The following is a 26,077-nucleotide window of genomic DNA, read 5'->3' on the forward strand; positions in this document are numbered from 1 at the left end:
CGGCGCGGCGCACCGGGGCTTCGGTCAGTCCTGCCAGGGCCCGATTTCGCCGACTTCGCCGATCGTGCGAAAGCGGACGGCGTCGTCGACCCACGCAACCTCCCACATCGGCGCCGGTCGCGCCCATTCGCCGATCACGAACAGCGGCAGGCGGTGCGCAGCAACGAACGCCAGATCGTTGGCACTCGGACCGGGGACGGGGGTTTCGTAGCGTTGGCGCAGGCGGACGACCGCGAGCATATTCTGCGGCGGCGCTGGCAAGGCCTGGCGCGCCGGAAAGCCGGTGCTGACCGCGATCACGGGAAATCCCTTGTCGTCGCGCGCGATCAGCAGCACCTTGTCGGCGCTGGCGATCGGCCCGCCCACCGGGCGTCCGGCGACCTTGCGCCCCGCGATCGCGACAAATTCCCGCAGATCGGCTTCGGCGATCGGCGCTGCGGCGCTGGCCGGGGCCGCGACCGGCGCAGGGACGGGATCGGCGGCGAGCGCCGCGGCAAACAGCAGGGCCGCGATCAATGTGCCTCGCCCCAGCTTTTGCCGATGCCGATTTCCACGTCGAGCGGCACCGACAACGTCAGCGCCGGTTCGGCTGCGCCCGCCATCACGGCGCGAATGACCTCGCCCGCGGCCTTGGCCTGGCCCTCGGGCGCTTCGAACACCAGTTCGTCATGGACCTGCAGCAGCATCTTGACGTCGGACAGCCCTGCATCGGCGAGCGCGGCGGGCATCCGCGCCATGGCGCGCTTGATCAGGTCGGCGCTGGTCCCCTGGATCGGGGCGTTGATCGCGGCGCGTTCGCTCCCCGCGCGCTCGTTCTGGTTGGCAGCCTTGATCCGCGGGAACCAGGTTTTGCGGCCGAACAGCGTCTCGGTATAGCCCGTGGCGCGGACGCTTTCGAGCGTGTCGGTGATGTAATCCGAGATGCCGGGGAAGCGTTCGAAATAGCGCGCGATGAGCGCCTGCGCTTCGTCGGGGGTGATCTCGAGCCGCCCCGCCAGACCCCAGCGCGAAATGCCATAGAGGATCGAGAAATTGACCGTCTTGGCCTTGCCGCGCGTGTCGCGGTTGCTTTCGCCGAACAGTTCGATGGCGGTGGCGGCGTGAATGTCCTGCCCCTGCGCAAAGGCTTCCTTGAGTTCGGGGACGTCGGCCATATGCGCCGCGAGGCGCAGCTCGATCTGGCTATAGTCGGCGGCAATCAGGACATGGCCGGGCGCGGCGATAAAGGCATCGCGGATCTGGCGCCCGGTCTCGGTCCGGATCGGAATGTTCTGGAGATTGGGATCGGTCGATGACAGGCGCCCGGTTTGCGCGCCGACCAAGCTGTAGCTGGTGTGGACGCGGCCCGTGGTGGGGTTGATCTGTTGCTGGAGCGCGTCGGTATAGGTCGATTTCAGCTTCGACAGCTGGCGCCATTCCAGGATTTTGCGCGCGATCGGCACCCCGTCGCGTTCGAGCCGTTCAAGCTCATTCTGGTCGGTCGACCAGTCGCCCGACTTGCCCTTGCGCCCGCCCTTCAGGCCCAGCTTGTCGAACAGGATTTCGCCGAGCTGTTTGGGGCTGCCGATCGCGAAGGGCTGCCCCGCGAGCGCGTGGATCTCGCCCTCGATCCGCAGCATTTCGGTCGCAAATTCGCCCGATAGTCTGGCCAGATAGTCGCGATCGACCATGATCCCCGCGCGCTCCATGCCCTCGATAATGGCGGCGAGCGGACGATCGACCATCTCATAAACGCGCGTTCCGCCCTCGATCGGCAGGCGCAGCTTGAGCAGCTTCCACAGCCGCAGCGCGACGTCGGCATCCTCGGCGGCATATTCGGTGGCGCGGTCGAGTTGAACCTCGGCAAAGCTGATCTGCGATTTGCCGGTCCCGCACATTTCCTTGAAGGTCAGGCAGATGTGATCAAGGTGGAGCTTCGCCAGTTCGTCGAGCCCATGCTGATGCTTGCCGGCGTCGAGCGCAAAGCTCATCACCAGCGTGTCGTCATAGGGGGCGATGGTAATGTCGTGCTGCGCCAGGACGCCGATGTCATATTTCAGATTATGCCCGACCTTCAGCACCGCGTCGTCGACGAACAGGCCGCGGAGTCGGCCCAGCGCCGAGTCCATTGCGATCTGCTCGGGCTTTTCGGCGAACATGTCGGTGCCGCCATGGCCGAGCGGGATGTAGCAGGCCTTGCCGGGCGCCGTCGCCAGGCTGACCCCGACGAGACGGCCGGTGACACTGTCCAGACTGGCCGTTTCGGTATCGACTGCGACGACATGCGCGGCTTGCGCAGCAGCGATCCAGCGGTCGAGCGCGTCGAGCGTCGTGACGGTTTCGTATAGCGACCGGTCGATCGCGGGCATCGGCGGCAGCGCCGGGGTCGAGGGCGCGTTGTTCGCGCTCGCCGACGGCGTTGCAGCGGCGCGCGGGAAGGTTGGCGGGCCGCCGGGGGTGCCGCCAAGATCGAGTTTGGCCGATAGCGAGCGGAAACCATGTTCGTCGAGGAAAGTCTTGAGCGGCAGCGGCGGGATTGCGCCCAGCTTCAGGTCATCCAGCGCATCGGGCAACGGGCAGTCGCGCTTCAGTTCGACCAGCACGCGCGACAAGCGCGCCATATCGGCATGTTCGATCAGATTTTCGCGCAGCTTTGACGTCTTCATCGTCTCGGCGCCCGCCAATACCTTTTCCAGATCGCCATATTCGACGATCAATTTGGTCGCGGTTTTCGGCCCGACCCCGCGCACACCGGGGACATTGTCGACGCTGTCACCCATCAGCGCCAGCACGTCGCCGACCAGATCGGGGGTCACGCCGAACTTCTCGTTCACCGCTTCCAGCCCCAGCCGGACATTCTTCATCGTGTCGAGCATATCGACATGCGGACCGTCGGTCGGCTCGCGGATCAGTTGCATCAGATCCTTGTCCGACGACACGATCGTGACGTCCCACCCCGCCGCCACCGCCGCCTCGGTATAGCTGGCGATCAGGTCGTCGGCTTCGAACCCCTCGGTCTCGATGCACGGTAGCGAGAAGGCGCGCGTTGCGTCGCGGATCAGCGGGAATTGCGGGCGCAGATCCTCGGGCGGTTCGGGGCGGTTTGCCTTATACTGGTCGTAAATCTCGTTGCGGAACGACTGGCTCGAATGATCGAGGATCACCGCGAGGTGCGTCGGCCCGTCGGCGTCGTGCAAATCCTTCGCCAATTTCCACAACATCGTGGTGTAACCATAGACCGCGCCGACCGGCACCCCGTTGGGGTTGGTGAGCGGTGGCAGGCGGTGATAGGCGCGGAAGATGTAGCTGGAGCCATCGACCAGATAGAGATGATTCTTGTCCGACATCGCGGCGGTGTAGCAGCGGTGGGCGGGACGGCCTAGGGCGAGGTTCCCGCTTTCTTCGCGGTCACGCGGCGCGCGAATGCGACGGTACGGTCGAACGCCTGTTTTCCCGCCGCGCTGTCGAGATCGAACTGATATTCATGGCCCAGTGCGGGGACGTGGTCCTTGGCAAACAACAGCGTTTCGACCGGCGCACCGGCCGCTTTCAAGCTGCTTGCCAGCCGTTCGGACTGGCCGAGCAGCGGGTCGCCATTGCCCGCGGTGATAAAGGCGGGCGGGAATTCGCCGGTCACATGATCGGGCAGTGCCATCAACCGGAACTGCGGATCGTCCATCGCGTCGCGCTTGCCGCCATAGGCCCAGACCACGGCGCGCAGGAACGGCCCGAGCGCGCCGTCGAGATTGAGCACCGTCACATCATGCGCGCCGCAGAAGAGGATGGCCCCCTTGATCCGGTCGGGCTCGACCGCGGGCGCGATGCCCACCGCCTTTGCATAGGCGGGGCTGGTCGCGATCGTGGCGACTTGCGCCGCGATCTGCGCGCCCGCGCTGTCGCCGCCGATCAGGATCTGATCGGGGTCGATCCCGTAGCGCGCCGCGTTGGCGACCACATAGCCGAGCGCCTTGTTGGTTTGCCGGATCGGGGTCGGATAACGCGCTTCGGGGGCGATCGTGTAATCGACGGTGATCGTGACGAAGCCTTGGGCGGCGAGCATCTTCAGATATTCGGCGACGATCCGGCGGTTGCCCGACACGAAGCCGCCGCCATGGACCCAGATGATTGCGGGTTGCGGCGCTGCCGCACCCTTCTGACGAAAGATGTCGAGCAGCGCGTCGGGATCGGCGGGGTCGTAGCGGAGCGCCGCAATCGTTTCGACATTGGCCGGTACCTTGGGAAGCAGCTTTGCGCTCGCGGCGTCCGACCCTGAATCGAACAGCGCGCGGATCGCCCAGATGGCGGGCTGCGGGGTGATATAGCTGACCGTCAGCCACAGCGCGGCGACGATCGCCGCAAGCGCCAGGACAATGCGAATGAACCAGCGCAGCATCGCGCGTCCCCTTCCGCGGGCTCAGCCCTTGGCGCGCGGCAAGGGCGGCAGGTCGAAATGCATCACATCCTCGCGCGAGCCGAGCTTGGTGTATAGCGCAACCGCGGGGTCGTCGCCATAGTCGGCCTGCACGAACACCGCCCAAGCGCCGATGTCGGCGGCGATGTGCTGCAGTTCGGCGATCAGCGCGCTGGCGATGCCGCGGCGGCGGTGTGCCGCATCGACCGCGAGGTCGTAGAGATAGATTTCGCTGCGCGCGGCTTCGAACTTGGGCAGTTCATAGGCGGTGAGGCCGCCGATAATGCGGCCCTCGCATTCGGCGACAAGCAGGATGATCGCTTCCTTGCCAAGCTGGCGAGCCAGCCACGCGTCGTCGGGTGCGTCGCGGCGATAGGTTTCGCTATCCTCGAACGCCGCGGCATAGAGGGCATTGACGTCGCGAATCGTCGCGACATCAACCGGGCCGAGGCGGCGAACGGCGCCGGTCATCAATAATCGATCGCCAGTTTTGCCGCCGCTGCGACCGCGGCGGCGCGCGCGTCGTCGGTCGTGCCACTCGCGACCCGCGCCAGCGTCACGCCCATGCGGCGGTACGGGCGGGTGATGGGCTTGCCAAAGATGCGGACGTCGATCGCGGTTTCGGGATTCGGCGCGGTGAGCGCGTCGGCGAGGCCGGTGATCGCGAAGTCGCTCGCGTCGCGGTCCGCGAGCAGGACCGCGCTCGCACTGGCATCGGGGACGGCGATGGCGGGGATCGGCAGGCCGAGAATGGCGCGCGCGTGGAGATCGAATTCGGACAAGCTCTGCGAAATCAGCGTCACCATTCCGGTGTCGTGCGGGCGCGGCGAAAGTTCGGAGAAGATCACCGCGTCACCCTTGACGAAAAATTCGACGCCAAAGATGCCGTGGCCGCCGAGGGCATCGACGACCTTGGTCGCCATGTCCTGCGCGCTGGCGAGGGCGGCATCCGACATTGCCGCGGGCTGCCAGCTCTCGCGGTAATCGCCGCGTTCCTGCCGGTGGCCGATCGGGGGGCAAAAGGCGACACCGCCCTTGTGGCGGACGGTCAGCAGGGTGATCTCGTAATCGAAATCGATGAACGCTTCGGCGATCACGCGCAGCCGGTCGCCGCGCATCCCGGCGGCGGCATAGTCCCACGCTGCATCGATGTCGGCTTCGCTTTTTACGGTGCTCTGGCCCTTGCCCGACGACGACATCACCGGCTTGACCACCAGCGGAAAGCCGATGCGCGCTGCGGCGGCGCGCAGTTCCTCAAGCGTTTCGGCATATTCGAAGGTCGAGGTGGCGAGGCCGAGCTCGCTGGCGGCAAGGTCGCGGATCGCGTCGCGGTTCATCGTCAGCTGCGCTGCGCGGGCGGAGGGAACGACGTGGAACCCTGCCGCTTCGACTTCGGCCAGGATTTCGGTGCGGATCGCCTCGACCTCGGGGACGATATGGTCGGGCTGGTGCTTTGCGATCGCGGCGCGCAGCGCGTCGCCGTCGAGCATCGAAAAGACCTCGAAGGCGTCGGCGACCTGCATTGCGGGGGCGCCGTCATAGCTGTCGCAAGCGATCACGCGGCAGCCGAGCCGCTTCGCCGAAATGACGAATTCGCGGCCAAGCTCGCCCGAACCGAGCAGCAGGATGGTGGCGGTAGGGGTCATGCGGGCCAACTTTCGGTGTCATGGTCGGGGTGCTGGTGATTGGTCGCTTGGATCGCACCGACATAGGCCGCCATCGTTTCCTCGGTCGTGCCTTCGGCCTGGAGCGGGAGGGCAGCGAAACAGGGCAGGCGGCCTTCGAGGCCAAATTCGACCTTGGGCGCAAAACGTGCGGGCTCGTCGAACGAGCCGGTGGTCAGGTTGATATGTTTGCTCTCGGCATAATCGTAAAGCAGCGGCGTCCCACAACTCCGGCAGAACCCGCGCGCCGCCTTGTCCGAACTGTTGAACGTCGCCGGTTGTCCGCGCGTCCACGTGATGGCGTCGCGCGGCACGCCGATCAGCGCGGCAAAGAAATTCCCCGCCGCCTTCTGGCACATCCGGCAATGGCAGATATGCGACGTGTCGAGCACAGCGGTTACGTGGTAACGCACCGCGCCGCACTGGCAGCCGCCTGAGGCCTGGGTTTCGATCCGGTCCATCACGGCCTGTTATCAAAGCCGACCCGCGGCGACAATCGTTCGCCATTCGCGCCGTCGATGAGGATATATCGACGACCTTCCGGAACTACGCTGGTGCAGGGTTTGCCGGACTCGCTACCGATCATGACGTAGCCCGTTTTCACCGCTATTCAGCGTGTGGATAGCGGCGATATAGAGCTGCACGAAGTATCGGAGAGGGGCAAAAATGACGTTCGACAATCTGCCGCAACTGTTGCTGCGCCATCGCCTGGCGGTCGGCATCATCGCCATCGCGATTGCGGCGCTGACCTGGACGGTCGATCTTGCCGGGCTGGTCTATGCCTGCCCCTATTGCCGCAGCCAGCGTACCGTCATCGGCCTGCTCGGTCTGTTGCTGATGCTGCCTAATCCGGCGCATTGGCTCGTGCGCTATCTGTCGGCGGTCTTTGCGGTGTTCGGCTTGTCGGTCGGCGCGACCCAACATTTTCAGGGCTGGATGCGGATCATGCGCGGCGAGTTCGAATGGGGCGAACAATGGTATGTGAACGCCTGGATGCTGTCGGGCTTTGCCCTGTTCATCATCGTCGGCCTGCTGCTCCTGATCTGGAGCTGGCGGCCGGGTCCTTCGGCAGACCCCTGAACGGTCAGGCGCTTACTCCCACTCGATCGTCCCCGGCGGTTTCGACGTATAGTCGTACACAACGCGGTTGATGCCCTGCACCTCGTTGATGATCCGCGTTGCGCAGCGGCTGAGGAAAGTGGCATCGAACGGATAGATGTCGGCGGTCATGCCGTCGGTCGAGGTGACGGCGCGCAGCGCGCACACGAAATCATAGGTGCGCCCGTCGCCCATGACGCCAACGGTCTTGACCGGCAGCAGCACCGCGAACGCCTGCCAGATCGCATCATATAGACCGGCATTGCGGATCTCGTCGAGATAGACGGCGTCGGCCTTGCGCAGGATGTCGCAGCGGTCCTTACTGACCTCGCCCGGAATGCGGATCGCGAGGCCGGGGCCGGGGAAGGGGTGGCGGCCGACGAAAATGTCAGGGAGGCCCAGCTCCTTGCCGAGCAAACGGACCTCGTCCTTGAACAATTCGCGCAAGGGTTCGACCAGCGCCATCTTCATGCGCGCGGGCAGGCCGCCGACATTGTGGTGGCTCTTGATCGTCACACTCGGCCCGCCGGTGAACGACACGCTTTCGATAACGTCGGGGTAGAGCGTGCCCTGCGCGAGAAAATCGGCGCCGCCCAGCTTCTGCGCTTCCTCGTCGAACACGTTGATGAATTCGCCGCCGATGAACTTGCGCTTCGCCTCGGGGTCGGTGACGCCGGCGAGGCCCGCCATGAAGCGTTCCTCGGCGTCCACGACGACCAGCGGGATGTTGTAATGGTCGCGGAACAGGCGCTCGACCTGTTCGCGCTCGTTCATGCGCAGCAAGCCGTGGTCGACAAAGACGCAGGTCAGCTGCTCACCGATCGCCTCGTGGATCAGCACCGCGGCGACGGCGCTGTCGACCCCGCCCGACAGGCCGCACAGCACGCGCTTGTCGCCGACCTGGGCGCGGATTTCGGCGATCTTGGTGGCGCGGAACTCGGCCATCGTCCAGTCGCCGCTGCACCCGCAGACATGGCGGACGAAATTGGCGATCAGCTTGGCCCCGTCGGGGGTGTGGACGACCTCGGGGTGGAATTGTGTGCCGTAATAGCGGCGCTCGTCGTCGGCGATTAGCGCGAAGGGGGCGCCGTCGCTGACCGCGACAATGCGGAAACCGGGGGCGAACTGGGTGACCTTGTCGCCGTGGCTCATCCACACCTGATGCCGTTCGCCGACCTCCCACAGGCCATCGAACAACACACAGGGTTCGGTGACGGTCAGGAAGGCGCGGCCAAATTCGCCGTCGCGCTCGCCATCCGCGCCGCCGGGCTCGACCCGGCCGCCGAGTTGTTGGCTCATAACCTGCTGGCCGTAACAGATGCCCAGGATCGGCAGGCCGCTATCGAACACCGACTGCGGCGCGCGCGGGCTGCCGTCGGCGGGGACCGACGCGGGCGAGCCCGAGAGAATGACCCCCTTGGGCTGCATGCGTTCGAGCGCGGCCTCGGCCTGGGTGAACGGGACGATCTCGCTATACACCCCCGCCTCGCGGACGCGGCGGGCGATGAGCTGGGTCACCTGGCTGCCGAAATCGATGATCAGGATCGATTCACCAGGATCGGACTTCGGGGCGGCGGATGTGTCTGGAGTCGGCATGGCTGGCCGATAAGGGCAGGGCGCCATGCTGTCCAGCGGTCGATATGGCCCGTTGGTGGAACCACGGTGGCCTCGACACATTGTTGCGACAATTGCGACATAAATGAACCGCCGACGCCAAAGATCGTCAGGGCGGGTTCACTCCTGCCGCGCCAATAAAGACCAAGACAAAAACAAAAAGGCTTCTCCCCCGATGAATAAATCTCGCCTGCCCCTATCCGCGCGCGCCGCTTTGCTGACCGCCAGCGCCGCGCTTGCCTGGCCCGCCATGGCGGAAACCGACGCAATGCCGGCGAGCATCGCGGTTACCGCGGCCGCCGACCAGCCCGCCGATCCGGTGGTGTCCGCGTCCGACGATGGCGAGGACAGCTATGACGACATCGACGGCGAGGAAATCATCGTCACCGCGCCGCGGCTCGCCGGACAGCTGGACACCGACATCAAGGCCGAGGCCGAACTCGATGAGGCGGCGATCGCCAGCTATGGCGTATCGAACGTGTCCGAATTGCTAGACGCGCTGGCGCCGCAGACCCGCTCGGGGCGCGGGCGCGGCGGCGGGCGGCCGATCATCCTGGTCAACGGGCGCCGGATCGGCGGTTTTGGCGAAGTCCGCAATCTGCCGCCCGAGGCGATCGCCAAGGTCGAAGTGTTTCCCGAAGAAGTCGCGCTGCAATATGGCTATTCGGCCGACGAGCGCGTCGTCAATATGGTGCTCAAGCCCAATTTCCGCCAGATCGCGGTCGAAGCCGAAGGCGGCATCCCGACGCAAGGCGGGCGCTTTCAGAGCGAGATTCAGCCGAGTTTCCTGATGATCGGCGACAACGGACGGCTCAATGTCAACGCGGGCTGGGATCACAAGACGATGCTGCGCGAAGACGAGCGCAATCTTGTGTATGACGATCCCGCGCAGGCTGCCGAAGCCCCGGCGCGCAGCTTGCTCGGCGCGTCCGACGAATATTCGATCGACGCGACGATCCAGCGCAGCCTGAACAAGCTGACCGATGCATCGATCAACGTGCGGTTCGACCAGACCGACAGCCTGTCGCTGCTCGGCCCCGGCGTTGGCGGGGTGACCGATCCGCTGGAGCGCGACAGCCGCAGCCGCAACCTGACCACCACCGCCAGCGTCAACGGCATGCTGGGCGACTGGCGCTGGTCGGTGTCGGGCAATTATGCCGACGCCGATCAATTAACCTTTACCGACCGCATCAGCGGCGCCCGCGACCGCTTCGACAGCAGCCAGCAGACCTTTGGCGGCAACGCCAATCTGTCGGGCACGGTGACCGAAGGCTGGGCGGGACCGATCCGGCTGTCGGCGACGGGCAGCTATTCGGGGCTGCGCTTCGACAGCCAGTCCGAGCGCTCGGGCGCGATCACCACCACCGACCTGACGCGCGACCTGCCGGGGGTGTTCGGGTCGCTGACCGTGCCGCTGCTCGATCCCGAATATGAGGTTGGCAACATCGGCCGCGTGTCGCTGACGCTGAGCGGTCAGTACCAGGATCCGAGCGATTTTGCGGCGCTGAAAAGCTGGGGCGCGAACCTCAACTGGGGCGTCACCGACAATTTGTCGCTGATCGCCAGCTTCAATCAGGATGAAGCGGCGCCGGGCATCCAGCAGCTCGGCGCGGCGCCGCTGGTGACCCCCGCGGTGACCTATTATGATTTCGCGACCGGCCAGACAGTGCAGATCACCACGACGACGGGCGGCAATCCCCTGCTGCTCGCCGAACAGCGCCGCGACCTGAAACTGGGGCTCAACTGGTCGCCGCCGATGGTCGAGGGGCTGAATTTTTCGGTCAATTATAACCGTAACAAGAGCAGCGACACCGCGAACAGCTTTCCGTTGCTGACCCCAGAGATCGAGGCGGCGTTCCCTGATCGAGTGACGCGCGACGCCAATGGCGTGCTGATCGCGCTCGACCAGCGGCCGGTCAATTTTGACCAGGTGGAAAATTCGCAGATCCGCTGGGGGCTGAACTTCGGCAAAAGTTTCGGCCAGCAACAGGCGGGCGGTCCCGGTGCGGGGCGGCCCGGCGGCGGGCGACCCGATGGCGCTGGCGCCGGTCGGCCGCGCGGTGGCGGCGGCGGGCCGCGCGCGGGTGGCGGTGGCCGCGGCCCGGGCGGTCCGGGCGGCATGTTCGGCGGACCGCAGGGCGGCCGCTGGCAGGTGTCGCTGTATCACACGATCAAGCTGACCGACAAAATCCTGATCCGCCCCGGCGTCCCCGAACTCGACCTGCTCGACGGGTCGGCGACAGGCAGCGGCGGCGGCAGCAACCGCCATCTGTTCGAACTCGATGGCGGGCTGTTCAACAAGGGGCTGGGGGTGCGGCTCAGCGCCAAATATGACAGCGGCAGCACGGTCACCGGCGGCACCGCGGGCGATCTGAAATTCGGCGATCTGGCGACGTTCAACCTGCGCTTCTTTGCCGATCTGAACCAGCAGCCGAAGCTGATCGAGAAACTGCCGTTCCTGAAAGGATCGCGCCTGCGGCTGTCGGTTGACAATCTGTTCGACGCGCAGCGCAAGATCACCGACGCGAACGGCGTGGTGCCGCTGAACTATCAGCCCGGCTACATCGACCCGCTGGGCCGCTACATCGAGCTGGAGTGGCGCAAGACTTTTTGACGCCGCGTCGGTTCAATTACCCGTTCGTCCTGAGGAGCCATTGAGCTTGTCGAAATGGCGTCTCGAAGGAGCCGGCACAGCGCATGGTCCTTCGAGACGGGTCCCTTCGACTGCCTTGCAGGCGCTCAGGACAGGCTTCGACTTCGCTCAGCCCCTCCCCAGGACGAACGGTGGTTGATGGTCTTAGGCGGCGTAGGCAGTCGCGCCAGCCGGTTGTTCGCCTTGTACCTCGTCGGGGACAAACGACAACGCGTTGGCAAACTGCGCGGTGCAGCCCGCCCAGCTGTAACGCGCACCCAGCGCTGCGGCGTGGGCGCGGTCGCACGCCAGCGCGGTGTCGATGGCACAGGCAAGATTGTCGTCTAGCGCGCCCGCACCGTCGCGAATGATGTCGCCCGGCCCGGGCACCGGAAACGCAGCGACGGGTGTGCCGCAGCTCAGCGCCTCGATAACGACGAGGCCGAAGGTGTCGGTGCGGCTGGGAAAGACAAAGACGTCGGCACCGGCATAGGCCGCGGCGAGCGTTTCACCGCCGAGCTTGCCAAGGAAAAGGGCGTCGGGATGCTGTGCCTTGAGCGTGGCCAGCGCGGGGCCGTCGCCGACGATGACCTTGGTCCCCGGACGATCGATGTCCAGAAACGCGCCGATGTTCTTTTCGACCGCGACGCGGCCGACATAGAGCTGAATCGGCCGCGGCAGATCGGCATAGGCGGGATGCGGCGCGCGGTCGGCGCGGAACAGCGCATGGTCGACGCCGCGTTCCCACATCATCGTCTGACCCAGCCCCTGATTGGCGAGCTCGCGCGCCAAGCTGCGCGTTGCGACCATGATGTGCCGCGCCGGGCGGTGGAACCAGCGGATGAAGCGCCACACGACGGCGGGCGAAATCGGGAACCGCGCCGCGACATATTCAGGAAAGCGGGTGTGATAGGCGGTGGTGAAGGGAAAGCTGTTTTTCAGGCACCAGCGCCGCGCCGCGAGGCCGAGCGGGCCTTCGGTCGAGATATGGATCGCCTGCGGACCAAAGGCACGGATATGCTGCCCGACCTTGCGCCATCCGGCAAAGGCGAGACGGATTTCGGGGTAGGAGGGGCAGGGGACCGATCGGAACAGGTCGGGCGAGACCACCCCGACCTCATGCCCTGCCGCCCGCAGTTCACGGATCGTCGCCTGTAGCGTGCGGACGACGCCGTTGACCTGCGGTTCCCAGGCGTCGCTGACGATCAATATCCTCATGCGGCGCGCGCCGGGGCCGGCAGCTGAAGCTGCGCGGGCGCGGACCGCGCCGCAACCTCTTCGGCCCAGTGCAGGATTTCCATCGTGCCGTCATGATGTTCGACCAGCGCGGTGCAGCCTTCGACCCAGTCGCCGTCGTTATAATATTCGGTGCCCTCGATTTCGCGCATCTCGGCGCTGTGGATATGGCCGCACACGACGCCATCGACCCCGCGCGAGCGCGCGGCGTGGGCGACGACTTCTTCGTAGCGCCCGATGAACTGGACGGCGTTCTTCACCTTGTGCTTGGCGACCATCGACAACGACCAATAGGGCAAGCCGAACGCGCTGCGGATGCGGTTGACCACCACATTGCACTTCATAAGCGCGGTATAAGCCGCGTCGCCGACAAAGGCGAGCCAGCGGTGCGCCAGCATCACCGCGTCGAATTCGTCGCCGTGGACGACGAGCAGCTTGCGGCCGTCGGCGGTCTCGTGGATCGCCTCGCGGCGGATTTCGACCCCGCCAAAATCGAAACCGTCGAAGGGTTTGCACATTTCGTCATGATTGCCCGGAACATAGACGACGCGCGTACCGCGCTTGGCGCGCTTGAGCACCCGCCACACGACGTCATTATGCTCGGGCGGCCAGAAATGGCGCTTTTTCAATCGCCAGCCGTCGATGATGTCGCCGACCAGATACAGTGTCTCGCAATCGACATGGTCGAAGAAGTCGATAAGCATTGCGGCATTGCACCCGCGGGTGCCGAGGTGGATGTCACTGACCCACACGGTGCGATAGCTCCGCCGCTCGCCGATCAGGCGTTCGGGGACATGCGGGTCGGTAGCGAAGGGATCGGGGAAACGCGCGGGGATGGGCAGGGTCGAAATCGATGCCATGTCACACTCCATCAGCAGCCTTTGGCTGCCCACGGCCTAGACAGGAGTTTTGTGACACTGTGCGATTCAAAGTGACGTCGGTTTGACGACGGTTTGAAGGCGGTTTGGTGACGGCGGCACCTCATCCGTCATTGCGAGGAGCGAAGCGACGCGGCCATCCAGAGTAGCGTAAACCGCTCTGGATTGCTTCGCTTTGCTCGCAATGACGAGGTGTATGGCGCTAAGTCCGCCGGATCACCAGATTCCGGATCTCGCTCATATCCTCAATGGCAAACCGGACCCCTTCGCGCCCCAGCCCGCTGTCCTTCACGCCGCCATAGGGCATGTTGTCGACGCGGTAGCTCGAGACGTCGTTGACCACGATGCCGCCGACGTCGAGGTGATCCCACGCGTCGAGCACCTTTTGGATGTCGCTGGTGAACAGCCCGGCTTGCAAGCCGAACTTGCTGTCGTTGACCTCGGCCAGCGCATCTTCCCATGTGGCGAATTTCGACAGCACGACGACTGGCCCGAACGCTTCCTCGACGACGACATCGGCGCCCGCGGGCACATTCTCCAGCAACGCTGCCTCGAGCATATTGCCCTCGCACCCGCCGCCCGCAAGCAGCGTCGCGCCCGCGGCGACCGCATCGTCGATCCAGCGCTTCAGCCGCTGGGCTTCCTTGACCGAAATCATCGGCCCGATGAAGGTGTCGCGATGTTTCGGATCGCCCGATTTCAATGTCTTGACCTTCGCTGCTAGCATGTCGCGGAACCTGTCGTAAATGTCCGCATGGATGATCACGCGCTGCACATGGATGCAGCTTTGTCCCGACTGATAATAGCCGCCAAAGACGATCCGCGCGAGCGCATGGTCGAGGTCGGCGTCCTTGTCGACGACCACCGCGGCGTTGCCGCCCAGTTCGAGCACGACCTTTTTCTTGCCCGCCTTGGCTTTCAGATCCCAGCCGACGCCGGGTGAACCGGTGAAGCTCAGCAGCTTCAACCGCTCGTCGGTCGTGAACAGGTCGGCCCCGGCACGGCTTGCGGGCAATATGCTGAACGCACCCTCGGGCAGGATGTCGCACTCGGCGAGCACCTCGCCCATGATGATCGCGCCGAGCGGCGTCATCGACGCGGGCTTCATCACGAACGGACAGCCGATCGCGATTGCCGGGGCGATCTTGTGCGCGGCAAGGTTCAGCGGAAAATTGAATGGCGAAATAAAGCTGCACGGGCCGATCGGCACCCGCTTCCACATCCCCATATAGCCCTTGGCCCGCGCCGAAATGTCGAGCGGCTGGACCTCGCCATAATTGCGCGTCGCTTCCTCGGCGGCGATACGAAAGGTGTCGATCAGGCGCGTAACCTCGCCCTCGCTGTCGGCGATCGGCTTGCCCGCCTCGACGCAGAGCGCATAGGCGAGTTCGTCGAACCGCTCCTGAAAGCGCGAGACGCAGTGCAGCAGCACGTCGCGCTTCTCGAAACTCGCCAGCCGCGCCATCGGCTCGGCGGCGCGGACGGCGCCCGCGATCGCTGCGTCGATGACGTCGGGGGTTGCCAGCGCGGTGCGGAACGCGACCTCGCCGGTAAACTTGTCGATCACCTCCAGGTCGGTGTTCGGCTGCGCCGCCTTGTTGTTGAGATAGAGCGGATAGACGTCTTTGAGTTTCATTTTTACCTCTCCGCACCCCGGCGAACGCCGGGGTCCAGGGTTGGAAAGCGCAACGGTGGCGCGACGACGCTCTGGACCCCGGCGTTCGCCGGGGCACAGGAAGCAGCGACTACATCTCCTTCGATATCTTCTTGATATCGATATTTAAAATCTGGTCGTTTTCGGTGTAGTCGACCGGGCAGTCGATCAGATGCACCCCCGGCGTATCGCGGGTGTGGGCGAGCAGTTCCTGCAGATGCGCGGCGCTTTCGACGCGGTGGCCGTGGGCGCCATAGCTTTCGGCATATTTGACGAAATCTGGGTTGCCATAGGTCAGCCCCCAATCCTTGAACCCCATGTTCGCCTGTTTCCAGCGGATCATGCCATAGCTGTTGTCGTTGAGGATCAGAACCGTCATGTTGAGCCCCAGTCGCACCGCGGTTTCCATTTCCTGACTGTTCATCATGAAGCCGCCGTCGCCGCACACCGCCATGACCTTGCGATCGGGATAGAGCATCGCCGACATCATCGCGCTGGGCAGGCCGGCGCCCATCGTCGCCAGCGCATTGTCGAGCAGCACCGTGTTCGGGCGATAGGCGGTATAACCGCGCGCGAACCAGATTTTATAGACGCCATTGTCGAGGCAGATGATGCCGTCGTCGGGCATCGCGTCGCGGATCGACTGCACCAGGTGCGGCGGAAAGATCGGGAAGCGCGCGTCCTTCGCGAGCGGCGCGGTGTGATCGACCTCGCCCTGGCGATAGGCCAGCATATGGTCGAATTTCCAGCTGCCGTTGGGGACGATGTCTTCCTTGATCTGCCACACCGCGTTGGCGATGTCGCCGATCACCTCGATATGCGGGAAATAGACCGGATCGACCTCGGCGGTCTTGCTGGAGATATGGATCACCGTCGGGCCATCCTCCTTCATGAAGAAGGGCGGCTTTTCGATCACATCATGGCCCAGGTTGACGATGCAGTCCGATGCCTCGACGGCACGGTGGACGAAATCGCCCGCCGACAGCGCGGCGCAGCCGAGGAATTTCGGATGCCGCTCGTCGATCACGCCCTTGCCGAGCTGGGTCGTAAGAAAGGGGATGCCGGTCTTTTCGATAAATTGCAGCAGCATCCGGCTGGTCATGGTGCGGTTGGCGCCAGCGCCGATGACCAGCACCGGGGATTTCGCATTTTCCAGCGCCTTCACCGCTTCGCGGATCGATTTGGTGTCGGCGTTGGGGCGGCGCGAATGGCTGCGCTTCAATGGCCGCGAGTCGGTATGCTCATCAGCGATATCCTCGGGCAATTCGATATGCACCGCGCCGGGCTTTTCTTCCTCGGCCAGCCGGATCGCCTCGCGAACGCGGCTCGGGATATTGTCGCTGCTCGCCATCTGATGGGTGAATTTGGTGATCGGTGACATCATCGAACAGACGTCGAGGATCTGGAAGCGCCCTTGTTTCGACTTCTTGATCGGCTTTTGCCCGGTGATCATCATCATCGGCATGCCGCCCAATTGGGCATAGGCCGCGGCGGTGACGAAATTGGTCGCGCCGGGGCCCAGCGTCGCCAGGCACACCCCGGTCTTGCCGGTGTGACGGCCATAGGTCGCCGCCATGAAGCCCGCGCCCTGTTCGTGGCGGGTCAGGATCAGCTTGATCTTGGTCGAGCGCGACAGGCTGTCAAGAAAGTCGAGATTTTCCTCGCCCGGAACGCCGAAGATATATTCGACGCCTTCTTCTTCCAGGCACTCGATAAACAGGTCGGATGCTTTTTTCATGTGTCAGTCGCCCCCTCAGCCAGCACCACCCCGGTGCGGCACCAAGCCATGCTGGCGACCCACAGCATGAATATCGGCGCAGCGGCTCCCGTCGTCAGGCCGCGAGTCCCTGCTGCTCCGGGAAAGGTTTGTAACGAGGGGGGCGGGGGTTGTCATCCGCGGATAAGGACATTCGATTTCGCGTCCGCAACAATGCCTGGTCCGGTTTTGCAAAAGGATTGCAAAGCGTAAATTCGACCTTATCCATTCGGCACCAGAGGGGTCAAAAAATTCAGGGGGGAAACATGCGTAAATTGGTCATGGTGACGCTTGGCGTGTCGATGATGGGGCTGCCGATTGCGGCATCCGCAAAGGACAAGGAACCCAAGCCGGTGGAGCTCAGCGAGAGCGAACTGGCGACGCTGCAAAAGCGCGAAATTTCGGCGGGAACCGATGTGGTGTTCCGCTCGTCGATCTCGGCTTTGCAGGAAATGAGCTACGTCAATATCAACGCCAGCAAGGACGCTGGGACGATTACCGCCGAGACCGACGCGAAATCAAAGCTGGTCTATAACATCTTCTGGGGCTTTGGAAAAAAGAAGCTGACCCAGGTTGCATCGGTGTTTGTCGAACCGGTGTCGCCGACCCTGACGCGCATCTCGGTCAAGCTGCAAACGGTCGAGGCCAAGGCGCGCATGGGTTCGTCCTATTCGGACGGCAAGCCCGTGGTGTTCGGCGAACCGTACAAGGCGTTTTACGCCGAGTTTGATAAGGCGTTGGCGGTGCGGATGGCCGAGGCCGCGGCGCCTGCCGCCCCCGTGCCCGCTGCGGCTGAAGCGGTTGCCGCTCCGGCACCCGTCGCGACGCCGGTTGCAGCAGCGAGCGAACCGACCGGCTAAGCGTCGATCGGCAGTTTGGCGACGCGGTGCCCAGCGGCGGCGCGTCGCCATGCCGGTGGTTCAATCGATGTCGAACAATCCCGCGAGCTGTTCGACCATCGTCCCGCCCAATTGTTCGGCGTCCATGATCGTCACCGCGCGGCTATAGTAGCGCGTCACGTCGTGGCCGATGCCGATCGCGCACAGTTCTACGGGTGAGCGATTCTCGATCCAGTCGATCACCTGGCGCAGATGCTGGTCGAGATAGGCGCCGTGATTGACCGACAGCGTGCTGTCGTCGACCGGCGCGCCGTCGCTGATCACCATCAAAATCTTGCGTTCTTCGGGGCGGCCGATGATCCGGCTGTGCGCCCAGGTCAGCGCCTCGCCGTCGATATTTTCCTTAAGCAGCCCTTCGCGCATCATCAGTCCGAGCGACTTGCGGGCGCGGCGATAGGGTTCGTCGGCGGGTTTGTAGATGATGTGGCGTAGGTCGTTGAGGCGGCCCGGATGCGCGGGACGCCCCGCCGCCAGCCAATCCTCGCGGCTTTGCCCACCCTTCCACGTCCGCGTCGTGAAGCCGAGGATTTCGGTCTTCACCCCGCAGCGTTCCAGCGTGCGCGCCAATATGTCGGCGCTGATCGCGGCTATGCTGATCGGCCGCCCGCGCATCGACCCGCTGTTGTCGATCAGCAGCGTGACGACCGTGTCGCGGAAATCGGTATCGCGCTCGATCTTGTAGCTTAGCGACTGGCCGGGCGAGACGATGACGCGCGCGAGCCGTGCCGCATCGAGTTGGCCTTCTTCCTGATCGAAATCCCACGCGCGGTTCTGCTGCGCCATCAAGCGGCGCTGCAACCGGTTGGCGAGCTTGGTTACCGCGCCTTGCAGATGCTGCATCTGGGTGTCGAGATAGGCGCGCAGCCGGGTCAGTTCGTCGGCGTCGCACAGTTCGGTCGCCAGGATGATCTCGTCATGCTTGTCGGTGAAGCGCAGATAGTTGAAATCGGGAATGTCGCTCGGCAGGCGGTTGGGGCGGACCGGCAGCATCCCCTCATCGCCTTCGCCGCCCATTTCGGGCTCGCCGTCGGCTTCCATCTCCTGCGCGTCGGGGTCGCTGTCGCCGTCGTCGGCCTGATCGCCCGCCATTTCGGCGCGGGCGTCGACCTGCGATTCCCCGGCGCCGCCGTCTTCGCTATCCTGTTCTTCCTGGCTTTCTTCGGCTTCGGACTCGTCCTCCTCGCCGCCGTCCTCGCTGCCTTCCTCCAGCGGCTCGTCGCTCTGGATCAGGTCGAGGTGGCGCAGCGCGAGCTTGGCGGTTTCGCCAAAGGCGGCCTGATCGTCGAGCAGCATCGACAGCGCGGTCAGATCGCCGCCTGCCTCCTTGCCGATCCATTCGCGAACCAGCGACAGCCCGGTTTCGGTCCCTTGCGGCGCCTGCTCGCCAGTCAGCGCCTCGCGCAGCATCAGTTCGAGCGCGCTCGACATCGGCACATCGTCGCGGCCCTGCGCGCGCGAAATCGGGTCGCTACGCATCCGCATCGCGAGACTCGCCGACAAATTGGCGCGCATCCCGTCCATATGGCGCGCGCCGAGTGCCTCGATGCGCGCGCGTTCCATCGCGTCGAAGGCGGCGGCGGCCAGCGGTTCGGCGGGGCGCGCCGCGGCGTGCAGTTTCTCGCTGTGATGTTTCATCCGCAAAGCGTAGGAGTCTGAAAATCCGCGCGCTTCGGCGACCTGATCCGCCGGAAGCGTGCGCGACGGCGTCGGCACCTTGATCGCCTTGCCGATCTGCGCCGGGGCATCGGCGGTAAAGCCAACCTCGACCTCGGCATCACGCGTCACCGCGCGCGCGACGCTCGACAGCGCGGCTTTGAAATCGTCGAGTGGCGAAGAGGTGGTCATTTCGAGTCGGCTCTAACCAGCTTTTGATGACGAAGGAAGAGGATGAGAAAACGCATAAATGCAATCGTCACCCCGGACTTGATCCGGGGTCCCGCTTTTCGACGTTTCTGAGCGGGACCCCGGATCAAGTCCGGGGTGACGAAGAGGGAGTGAAGGCCGCCATAGCTATGTTCGCTTGACCCGACGCAGTAAGGGTTGCATCCGGCAACCTATGATCTCCCCGACAACATCTGCGATGAAACGCCCGTGGATTGTCATTGCCTGCGCCGCGTTCATCGTCACCCTGGCGATGGGGGTGCGGCAGTCGTTCGGGCTGTTCCTGCCACAGATGAGCATCGATATCGGGATCAGCCGGTCGGATTTCGGGCTGGCGATGGCACTGCAAAATCTGCTGTTCGGGCTGGTTCAGCCCTTCGTCGGCGCGCTGGCCGACAAGCATGGCGCGGGGCGGGTCGTGCTGGCGGGGGCTCTGGTCTATGCGCTTGGGCTGATCGGCGCGGCGTTTGCGACCGATGCGATCGGGCTGCACATCAGTTTCGGCATTTTCATCGGCATGGCGCAGTCCGCGACGACCTTTGTCGTCGTGCTGGGCGCGGTGGGGCGCGTGGTCAGCCCCGAAAAGCGCAGCAGCGCGTTCGGCATCGTCACCGCGGGCGGTTCGCTCGGCCAGTTCCTCGTCGTGCCGCTGGCGTCGATGCTGCTCGGCGATGTCGGCTATCATCAGACGCTGTGGATCATGGCAGGGCTGGTTGCGCTGTGCGGGTTGCTCGCGATCGGGGTCGCCGGCCGTACCGATGGCGGGCCCGGGCTCGCTGCGGAGGTCGAACAAACCGCGCGTGAGGCGCTGCGCGAGGCGTCGCTCCACCGCGGCTTCTGGCTGCTCAACGCGGGATTTTTCGTCTGCGGATTCCACATCGCCTTCATCGCGACGCATCTGCCCGCCTATCTCGACGACAAGGGGCTGGGGATCGCGATCGGCGCGCAGGTGCTGGCGCTCGTCGGGCTGTTCAACATCCTCGGTTCGTACATCTTCGGTCGCGCCGGCGACGTGCTGCGGCAGAAATATGTGTTGTCGGGGGTCTATGTCGCGCGCTCTGCCGTCATCGCGCTATTCCTCTTCCTGCCAATCACCCACGCCAGCGCGCTGGTATTCGCGGGGGCGATGGGATTCCTGTGGCTCGGCACCGTACCGCTGACCAGCGGCATCGTCGGGCGCATCTTTGGCATCCGCTACCTCTCGATGCTCTATGGCATCGTGTTCCTCAGCCACCAGGTCGGCAGCTTTTTCGGCGCGTGGATGGCGGGGCTGATCTTCGACGCCACCGGCAGCTATAACATCGCCTGGGGCATATCGATCGCGCTCGGGCTGTTCGCGGTCCTTGTTCACCTGCCGATCGCCGACGCGCCGGTCCGGCGGCTGCAACCGGCATGAGGTTGCAGCGGCAGGACGGGATCGCACTGGCGCTGTTCGCGGTCATTGCGGTCGGCGGCTTGTGGCTGTGGACCGGGGCGGGGCCAGTCGTCTGGCTCGCTAATTTCGCGATCCTGTGCGGCTTTTAAGGCGCGGCGGTCACGGGCAACCGGTTGCAAATCGCTTCGTCGTCGGGCTTCGGGTCGGCGGGATCGGGAACGAGGCGAAAGGTGTGCGCAAGGAGCGTCGCCATCCGTTCGGGCCGCGTCCGCTTGCCCGCGACGACATCGACAAAATCGCGGCAAGCCACCGCGCTGCGCAGGAAATTGCTGTGGCCGGTCGCGCTGCGCGACACGTCGGTGGTATCGACCACCGTCAGCCCGGCGCGCGCCACCGGGTAACAGCGCACCGGCAAGCCTTTGGCTTTCAGATCGGCGGCTTCGAATGGGTCGAAGCAATAGGGTGAACCGAGCCGCGGATAACCGTGCAATGCCCGCGACGCGGCGAGCGCCTTGTCGGCGTGTGACACATAGACGGTGATTCGCCGGTCGTTGGCGACCCGCCGCGCCGACAGCACCTCTTCCTCGATGTCGCGTTCGAATGTTTCGCGGTCGATGTCGGGTGAGGCCAGGATGACGTTCGAGATGTTGCTGCTGTCCGCGCTGCTCGACGCGCGATCGACATAGGCGATCGCCGGAATGACCAGCCGCGCCCCCAGCGAGTGCGACACGACGACGATTTCCTTGACCCACGGCCGTTCGGCCAGCGTTTTCAGGAAGTCGCGAAAGTTGCGGACGTCGTGATACATGTTGGTCTCGTCGACCGCATAGCTCAGCACTTCGCCCTGCGACGGCCAGCTATATTCGATCACCGGCCCGTCGAAGCCGGTCATCCGTGCGATCTGCGCCGCGTCCTTCGATGTCGATTCGAACGTCTCGCGATAGCCATGGACATAGAGCAGGACGCGCCCCTGCCGCCGGTCGGTTTCGGCCTGCAAGGCCGTCCACCAGTCGGCCGAGTTCTGGAACGCCATCGGCGTCCGCAGCTTTTTCTTGCCACCGACCTCGGTTTCGGTCGGCACGGCAAAGCGGCCATAGCGGATCATATCGCCGCGGTGCCGCAGCAGGCTGATGTCGGGGGTGCGGCAGTCGGGCAGGCGGCTGGTTGCAAAAAATAGCGGCAGCGCGTCGCCATCGACGGTGGCACCCGGCTGCGGGGCGCAGCGCGGGTCGGTGACATAGGCGGCGTGCGGGACGGGGCCGTAATCGACCGCGGCAATGCCGCACCCTGACAGAGCCAGCGCCGCGGCGGCGACCGTCAGGCGGCGGACCGGAATCACTTGCCGATGACGCTTTCGGGCAGGTCTTCGCCGAACACCCGCTGATAATATTCGGCGACGATCATCCGCTCGGCCTCATCGCATTTGTTGAGGAAGGTCAGGCGGAAGGCAAAGCCGAGGTTGTTGAAGATAGCGGCATTCTGCGCCCAGCTGATCACGGTGCGCGGGCTCATCACGGTTGAGATGTCGCCGTTGATAAAGCCTTGGCGCGACAGGTCGGCGACCTTGACCATGTTGGCGACCGTCGTGTCGTCGGTGCCGGGCACCTTGGCCAGGATGATCGCGCTTTCGGTCGCGGCGGGCAGATAGTTCAGGGTGACGACGATGTTCCAACGGTCCATCTGGCCCTGGTTGATCTGTTGCGTGCCGTGATACAGCCCGCTCGTGTCGCCGAGCCCGACGGTGTTCGCGGTCGAGAACAGGCGGAAATGCGGGTTCGGGCGGATGACGCGGTTCTGGTCAAGCAGGGTCAGCTTGCCCTCGGTCTCCAGCACCCGCTGGATCACGAACATCACATCGGGGCGCCCCGCGTCATATTCGTCGAAGACGAGCGCGGTCGGCGTCTGCAATGCCCAGGGGAGGAGGCCTTCGCGAAATTCGGTGACCTGCTGGCCATCGCGCAGCACGATCGCGTCGCGGCCCACCAGATCGATACGGCTGATATGCGCATCCAGGTTGACGCGGATGCACGGCCATTTCAGCCGCGCCGCAACCTGTTCGATATGCGTCGACTTGCCGGTGCCATGATAGCCCTGGACCATGACGCGGCGGTTGTATTTGAACCCCGCCAGGATCGCGAGGGTGGTGTCGCCATCGAACACATAGGCGGGGTCGAGGTCGGGGACGCGCTCGTCGGCTTCGCTGAAGGCAGGGACCATCATGTCGATATCCACCCCGAACAGCTCGCGCGCGCTGACCTCGACATCGGGCGCGGCGAGGAGCGTCGAGCCGTGGTGATCGGGAAGGCTGTTCGGAATATCGGTCATGATCGCGTCCATCATTTCAGGATCGTCATGCTGAACTTGTTTCAGCATCCATGGCCGTGGCTCTCGTTTGACGTCGCGCCAGCGGAAAGGTCGGGCCATAGACCCTGAAACAAGTTCAGGGTGACGAGGAAGAGGAGTCGGGGCATTCCCGCCGACTGTTGGAGCGCGGTATCGTCAAGGGTTTCGCCTTGCAACGCCTTTTCAGAGGAGGCCGAGCGCCTTCATCACCGCCGACTGGTCATAATAGGGGCGTTCGCAGACGATCTTGTCGCTGCCCGGGGCAAAGACGAAACTGGCCGCCATCCGGATGCGAAACGCCTTGCCGGTCGGAGCGATCGTCCGCGGGCCGAGCTTCAGCGGGCCGAGATGGGTGCCGGTCAGCCAGAATTCGACCAGCACCGTGTCGGTCGCACCATCGGCGGCAATCGCGATCACTTCGTTCGCCTGATCGGGAAAGGGTTCGCGCGACGCCGCGAAATAGGATCGCACCGCGGCTTTGCCGTCGAACACGGTGCCTGGCCCCAGCAATTCGTAACGCGGATGGTCGAACGTCGCGATGACGCCATCCCAGTCGTGCGTGATTTCCAGCGCCATATGGCGGCGAACCACTGCGATCCGGGCGTCGTCCAAGTCCCCCATCCAACCCTCCCTACGCGAAAGCCTTGGTCTTGCGCAGCAGTTGATACGCCGCGACGACCTCGCCCAGACGCGACTCGAAACTGCGGTCGCCGCCGTTGCGGTCGGGATGATAGCGGCGGACGAGCTCGCTGTAACGCCGTCTGAGCGCGGCGCGGTCAGCATCGGCGGGCAGGCCGAGCAATTGCATTGCGGCATGTTCCTCGCGCGTCAGCGCGGGGTTGGCCGCCTCGCGCCGCGCTTCGTCCATCCGCTGGCGAAAGCGCGCCCCCAGCGCGTCGATCGGATCCTTGAAATCGGCCCAGCGCGGCGGCAGGTCGGCGCTGCCGGCGGCGCGGAAGGTTCGGCTTTCGGTTTCCCAGCCAGCGGTCGGTGATTGCGCCGCCATGATCTGATCGGCGTTCATGCCTTCGAAAAAATTATAGCCTGCATTGAACTCGCGGACATGGTCGAGGCACAGCCAGCGATATTGCGGCGGCCCGTCGGGCGAGCGCGTCCACGCCATCGGGGCGCGAAATTCGCCGGGTTCGCGGCATCCGGGCGCGGCGCACGGCGCGTCGCGCGGAATGCGGCCATGGAAGCGGTTAGGGCGGGGTGACGAGGGCAATGATCCAAAAGTCCGTTCGCCCTGAGCTTGTCGAAGGGCCGTTATTCCTCCTAAATAGGGAAATACGGTGCTTCGACAAGCTCAGCACAAACGGATTTGAGGGTCAAAGATGGTTATGGGACAGGTGCAGGCCGAGATGGAAGCGTTGCTGGCGGGGGCTTTTCCGGGGGCATCCTTCAAGGTCAGCAACGACAGCGCCCAGCATCATGGCCACGCCGGCGACGACGGATCGGGCGAATCGCATTTCAGCCTGACCATCGAATGGGCGGGCTTTGCGGGCCAGAATCGCGTCGCGCGGCAGCGGGCGGTGAACAAGGCGCTGGGCGACCTGCCGGGACAGCGCGTCCATGCGCTGGCGATCAAGGCAACGGCGCCGGGCGAATGACAATGGACATCATCACCCCGTCGACCCACGACCTCGGCGCTTTCGAGGTGCGGCGCACGCTGCCCAGCAAAGCACGCACGATGGTCGGTCCCTTCATCTTCGTCGATCAATTCGGTCCGGCGCATTTCGACATCGGGGCGGGCATGGACGTGCGGCCGCACCCGCATATCAACCTGGCGACCGTGACCTATTTGTTCGACGGCGCGATCGAGCATCGCGACAGCCTGGGCACCTTGGCGACGATCCGTCCGGGTGCGTGCAATTTGATGACCGCAGGCCGCGGGATCGTCCATTCGGAGCGGACCCCGGCGGCTGAGCGCGCCAGCGGATCGGGCATCTCGGGGATGCAGACCTGGCTCGCGCTCCCTGACGGTATGGAGGAAATCGATCCAGCGTTCGAGCATGTCGGAAAGGACGATCTGCCGCTGATCGAAGACGGCGGCGTGTCGGCGCGGATCATCATGGGCAGCCTGTGGGGCGCCATGTCGCCGATCACCCAGCACGCCGCGACCATCTATGCCGACATTCTGATGAACGCCGGTGCAAGCATTCCGATCGAGGCTGAGGCCGACGAGCGCGCGGTGCTGGTGGCGCTCGGCGACGCCAGCCTCGATGGCGAGCGGCTCGATCGCCACAGCCTCTATATCCTGAAACCCGGGCAGGCGATGACGCTGCGCGCCGATAGCGACGCGCGGGTGATGCTGCTTGGCGGTGAGGCGTTCCCGACGCCGCGCCATGTGTGGTGGAATTTCGTCAGCTCGTCGCGTGGCCGGATCAATCAGGCGAAGCATGATTGGAAAGATGGCAAATTTCCCTTGGTGCCGGGCGACAGCGAGGAATTCATCCCGATTCCGGAGGTTCCGAAGACGGTGAGTTATCCATAAGGGGCCGCAAACTACCAGAACTAGACGTTCCGGATCCTACAACTTCGTCATTCCCGCGAAAGCGGGAACCTAGGGTGGGGTTAGCCTACGCACGCTCTGGGTCCCCGCTTTCGCGGGGATGACGAATCTGGTGAATATCCGTTTCCCACCCCAAAGCCGACCA

At 64.6% G+C, this 26,077-nt stretch carries 23 protein-coding genes; 7 read left to right on the top strand and 16 right to left on the bottom strand.

The features are described 5' to 3' along the window. Positions 1 to 24: 24 nt before the first annotated feature. The 6 genes from J2X44_RS06965 to J2X44_RS06990 are packed head-to-tail and all read right to left on the bottom strand — an operon-like array spanning position 25 to position 6,515. Positions 25 to 516: a hypothetical protein gene (locus J2X44_RS06965; protein WP_310088800.1), complete on the bottom strand. Its 492-nt coding sequence runs from the start codon at positions 514 to 516 to the stop codon at positions 25 to 27. After that, the gene (polA, locus tag J2X44_RS06970; protein WP_310088801.1) at positions 513 to 3,326 is read right to left on the bottom strand and encodes a DNA polymerase I; all 2,814 of its coding nucleotides are present in this window, start codon (positions 3,324 to 3,326) and stop codon (positions 513 to 515) included. Before polA ends, J2X44_RS06965 begins: the two co-directional genes overlap by 4 nt. A gap of 32 nt (positions 3,327 to 3,358) precedes the next feature. Then, positions 3,359 to 4,372 (bottom strand): alpha/beta hydrolase, encoded by a 1,014-nt coding sequence (locus J2X44_RS06975; RefSeq protein ID WP_310088802.1) that lies wholly within the window; start codon positions 4,370 to 4,372, stop codon positions 3,359 to 3,361. Between the two features lie 21 nt (positions 4,373 to 4,393). Then, a complete protein-coding gene (locus J2X44_RS06980) occupies positions 4,394 to 4,861 on the bottom strand; it encodes an AAC(3)-I family aminoglycoside N-acetyltransferase (RefSeq protein ID WP_310088803.1) in 468 nt (155 codons plus the stop codon). Next, a complete protein-coding gene (gene purT / locus J2X44_RS06985) occupies positions 4,861 to 6,036 on the bottom strand; it encodes a formate-dependent phosphoribosylglycinamide formyltransferase (protein ID WP_310088804.1) in 1,176 nt (391 codons plus the stop codon). Before purT ends, J2X44_RS06980 begins: the two co-directional genes overlap by 1 nt. Next, positions 6,033 to 6,515, bottom strand: coding sequence for a GFA family protein (locus J2X44_RS06990; RefSeq protein WP_310088805.1), 483 nt, complete (start codon positions 6,513 to 6,515; stop codon positions 6,033 to 6,035). Before J2X44_RS06990 ends, purT begins: the two co-directional genes overlap by 4 nt. 205 nt (positions 6,516 to 6,720) lie before the next feature. Here J2X44_RS06990 and J2X44_RS06995 point away from each other — a divergent pair, with 205 nt between their 5' ends. Beyond that, complete coding sequence (locus J2X44_RS06995) at positions 6,721 to 7,134, top strand: hypothetical protein (RefSeq protein WP_310088806.1); 414 nt, start codon at positions 6,721 to 6,723, stop codon at positions 7,132 to 7,134. Positions 7,135 to 7,146: 12 nt separating this feature from the next. Here the strand turns inward: J2X44_RS06995 and guaA are convergent, their stop codons facing one another. Then, positions 7,147 to 8,748 (bottom strand): glutamine-hydrolyzing GMP synthase, encoded by a 1,602-nt coding sequence (guaA, locus tag J2X44_RS07000; protein ID WP_310088807.1) that lies wholly within the window; start codon positions 8,746 to 8,748, stop codon positions 7,147 to 7,149. 193 nt (positions 8,749 to 8,941) lie between these two features. Between guaA and J2X44_RS07005 the strand changes: the two genes are divergently transcribed. Further along, complete coding sequence (locus tag J2X44_RS07005) at positions 8,942 to 11,380, top strand: ABC transporter ATP-binding protein (RefSeq protein ID WP_310088808.1); 2,439 nt, start codon at positions 8,942 to 8,944, stop codon at positions 11,378 to 11,380. A 183-nt stretch (positions 11,381 to 11,563) separates the two neighbouring features. Here the strand turns inward: J2X44_RS07005 and J2X44_RS07010 are convergent, their stop codons facing one another. The 4 genes from J2X44_RS07010 to J2X44_RS07025 form a co-directional block, all read right to left on the bottom strand. Beyond that, positions 11,564 to 12,616: a glycosyltransferase family 1 protein gene (locus J2X44_RS07010; RefSeq protein ID WP_310088809.1), complete on the bottom strand. Its 1,053-nt coding sequence runs from the start codon at positions 12,614 to 12,616 to the stop codon at positions 11,564 to 11,566. Beyond that, a complete protein-coding gene (locus tag J2X44_RS07015) occupies positions 12,613 to 13,494 on the bottom strand; it encodes a UDP-2,3-diacylglucosamine diphosphatase (protein ID WP_310088810.1) in 882 nt (293 codons plus the stop codon). Before J2X44_RS07015 ends, J2X44_RS07010 begins: the two co-directional genes overlap by 4 nt. 220 nt (positions 13,495 to 13,714) lie before the next feature. After that, complete coding sequence (locus J2X44_RS07020; RefSeq protein WP_310088811.1) at positions 13,715 to 15,148, bottom strand: aldehyde dehydrogenase family protein; 1,434 nt, start codon at positions 15,146 to 15,148, stop codon at positions 13,715 to 13,717. Between the two features lie 109 nt (positions 15,149 to 15,257). After that, a complete protein-coding gene (locus tag J2X44_RS07025; protein WP_310088812.1) occupies positions 15,258 to 16,904 on the bottom strand; it encodes an acetolactate synthase large subunit in 1,647 nt (548 codons plus the stop codon). A gap of 284 nt (positions 16,905 to 17,188) precedes the next feature. Here J2X44_RS07025 and J2X44_RS07030 point away from each other — a divergent pair, with 284 nt between their 5' ends. Then, positions 17,189 to 17,782, top strand: a complete 594-nt coding sequence (locus J2X44_RS07030) for a hypothetical protein (RefSeq protein ID WP_310088813.1) — start codon at positions 17,189 to 17,191, stop codon at positions 17,780 to 17,782. Between the two features lie 60 nt (positions 17,783 to 17,842). Here J2X44_RS07030 and cobT read toward each other — a convergent pair whose 3' ends face one another. Continuing rightward, positions 17,843 to 19,666 (bottom strand): cobaltochelatase subunit CobT, encoded by a 1,824-nt coding sequence (cobT, locus tag J2X44_RS07035; RefSeq protein WP_310088814.1) that lies wholly within the window; start codon positions 19,664 to 19,666, stop codon positions 17,843 to 17,845. Between the two features lie 211 nt (positions 19,667 to 19,877). Here cobT and J2X44_RS07040 point away from each other — a divergent pair, with 211 nt between their 5' ends. Both J2X44_RS07040 and J2X44_RS07045 read left to right on the top strand, forming a co-directional pair. Further along, positions 19,878 to 21,098: an MFS transporter gene (locus tag J2X44_RS07040; protein ID WP_310088815.1), complete on the top strand. Its 1,221-nt coding sequence runs from the start codon at positions 19,878 to 19,880 to the stop codon at positions 21,096 to 21,098. Then, positions 21,095 to 21,226, top strand: coding sequence for a hypothetical protein (locus J2X44_RS07045; RefSeq protein WP_310088816.1), 132 nt, complete (start codon positions 21,095 to 21,097; stop codon positions 21,224 to 21,226). Before J2X44_RS07040 ends, J2X44_RS07045 begins: the two co-directional genes overlap by 4 nt. Here the strand turns inward: J2X44_RS07045 and J2X44_RS07050 are convergent. From J2X44_RS07050 to J2X44_RS07065, 4 genes are all read right to left on the bottom strand, one after another. Then, positions 21,223 to 22,416 (bottom strand): alpha/beta hydrolase, encoded by a 1,194-nt coding sequence (locus tag J2X44_RS07050; protein WP_310088817.1) that lies wholly within the window; start codon positions 22,414 to 22,416, stop codon positions 21,223 to 21,225. The genes J2X44_RS07045 and J2X44_RS07050 overlap by 4 nt on opposite strands. Further along, positions 22,413 to 23,402, bottom strand: coding sequence for a cobaltochelatase subunit CobS (gene cobS, locus J2X44_RS07055; protein ID WP_310089340.1), 990 nt, complete (start codon positions 23,400 to 23,402; stop codon positions 22,413 to 22,415). Before cobS ends, J2X44_RS07050 begins: the two co-directional genes overlap by 4 nt. 201 nt (positions 23,403 to 23,603) lie before the next feature. Beyond that, complete coding sequence (locus tag J2X44_RS07060) at positions 23,604 to 24,041, bottom strand: nuclear transport factor 2 family protein (RefSeq protein WP_310088818.1); 438 nt, start codon at positions 24,039 to 24,041, stop codon at positions 23,604 to 23,606. 10 nt (positions 24,042 to 24,051) lie between these two features. After that, on the bottom strand, positions 24,052 to 24,645 hold the full coding sequence (locus tag J2X44_RS07065) for a J domain-containing protein (protein ID WP_310088819.1): 594 nt from the start codon (positions 24,643 to 24,645) through the stop codon (positions 24,052 to 24,054). 136 nt (positions 24,646 to 24,781) lie between these two features. On the opposite strand from J2X44_RS07065, the gene J2X44_RS07070 reads away from it, so the two are divergent. After that, positions 24,782 to 25,030 (top strand): BolA family protein, encoded by a 249-nt coding sequence (locus J2X44_RS07070; protein ID WP_310089344.1) that lies wholly within the window; start codon positions 24,782 to 24,784, stop codon positions 25,028 to 25,030. Further along, positions 25,027 to 25,914, top strand: a complete 888-nt coding sequence (locus J2X44_RS07075; RefSeq protein WP_310088820.1) for a pirin family protein — start codon at positions 25,027 to 25,029, stop codon at positions 25,912 to 25,914. The genes J2X44_RS07070 and J2X44_RS07075 overlap by 4 nt, the downstream gene beginning before the upstream one ends. Positions 25,915 to 26,077: the final 163 nt, after the last annotated feature.

It is taken from the genome of Sphingopyxis sp. BE259 (assembly GCF_031457495.1).
In the GTDB taxonomy this organism is placed as follows: domain Bacteria; phylum Pseudomonadota; class Alphaproteobacteria; order Sphingomonadales; family Sphingomonadaceae; genus Sphingopyxis.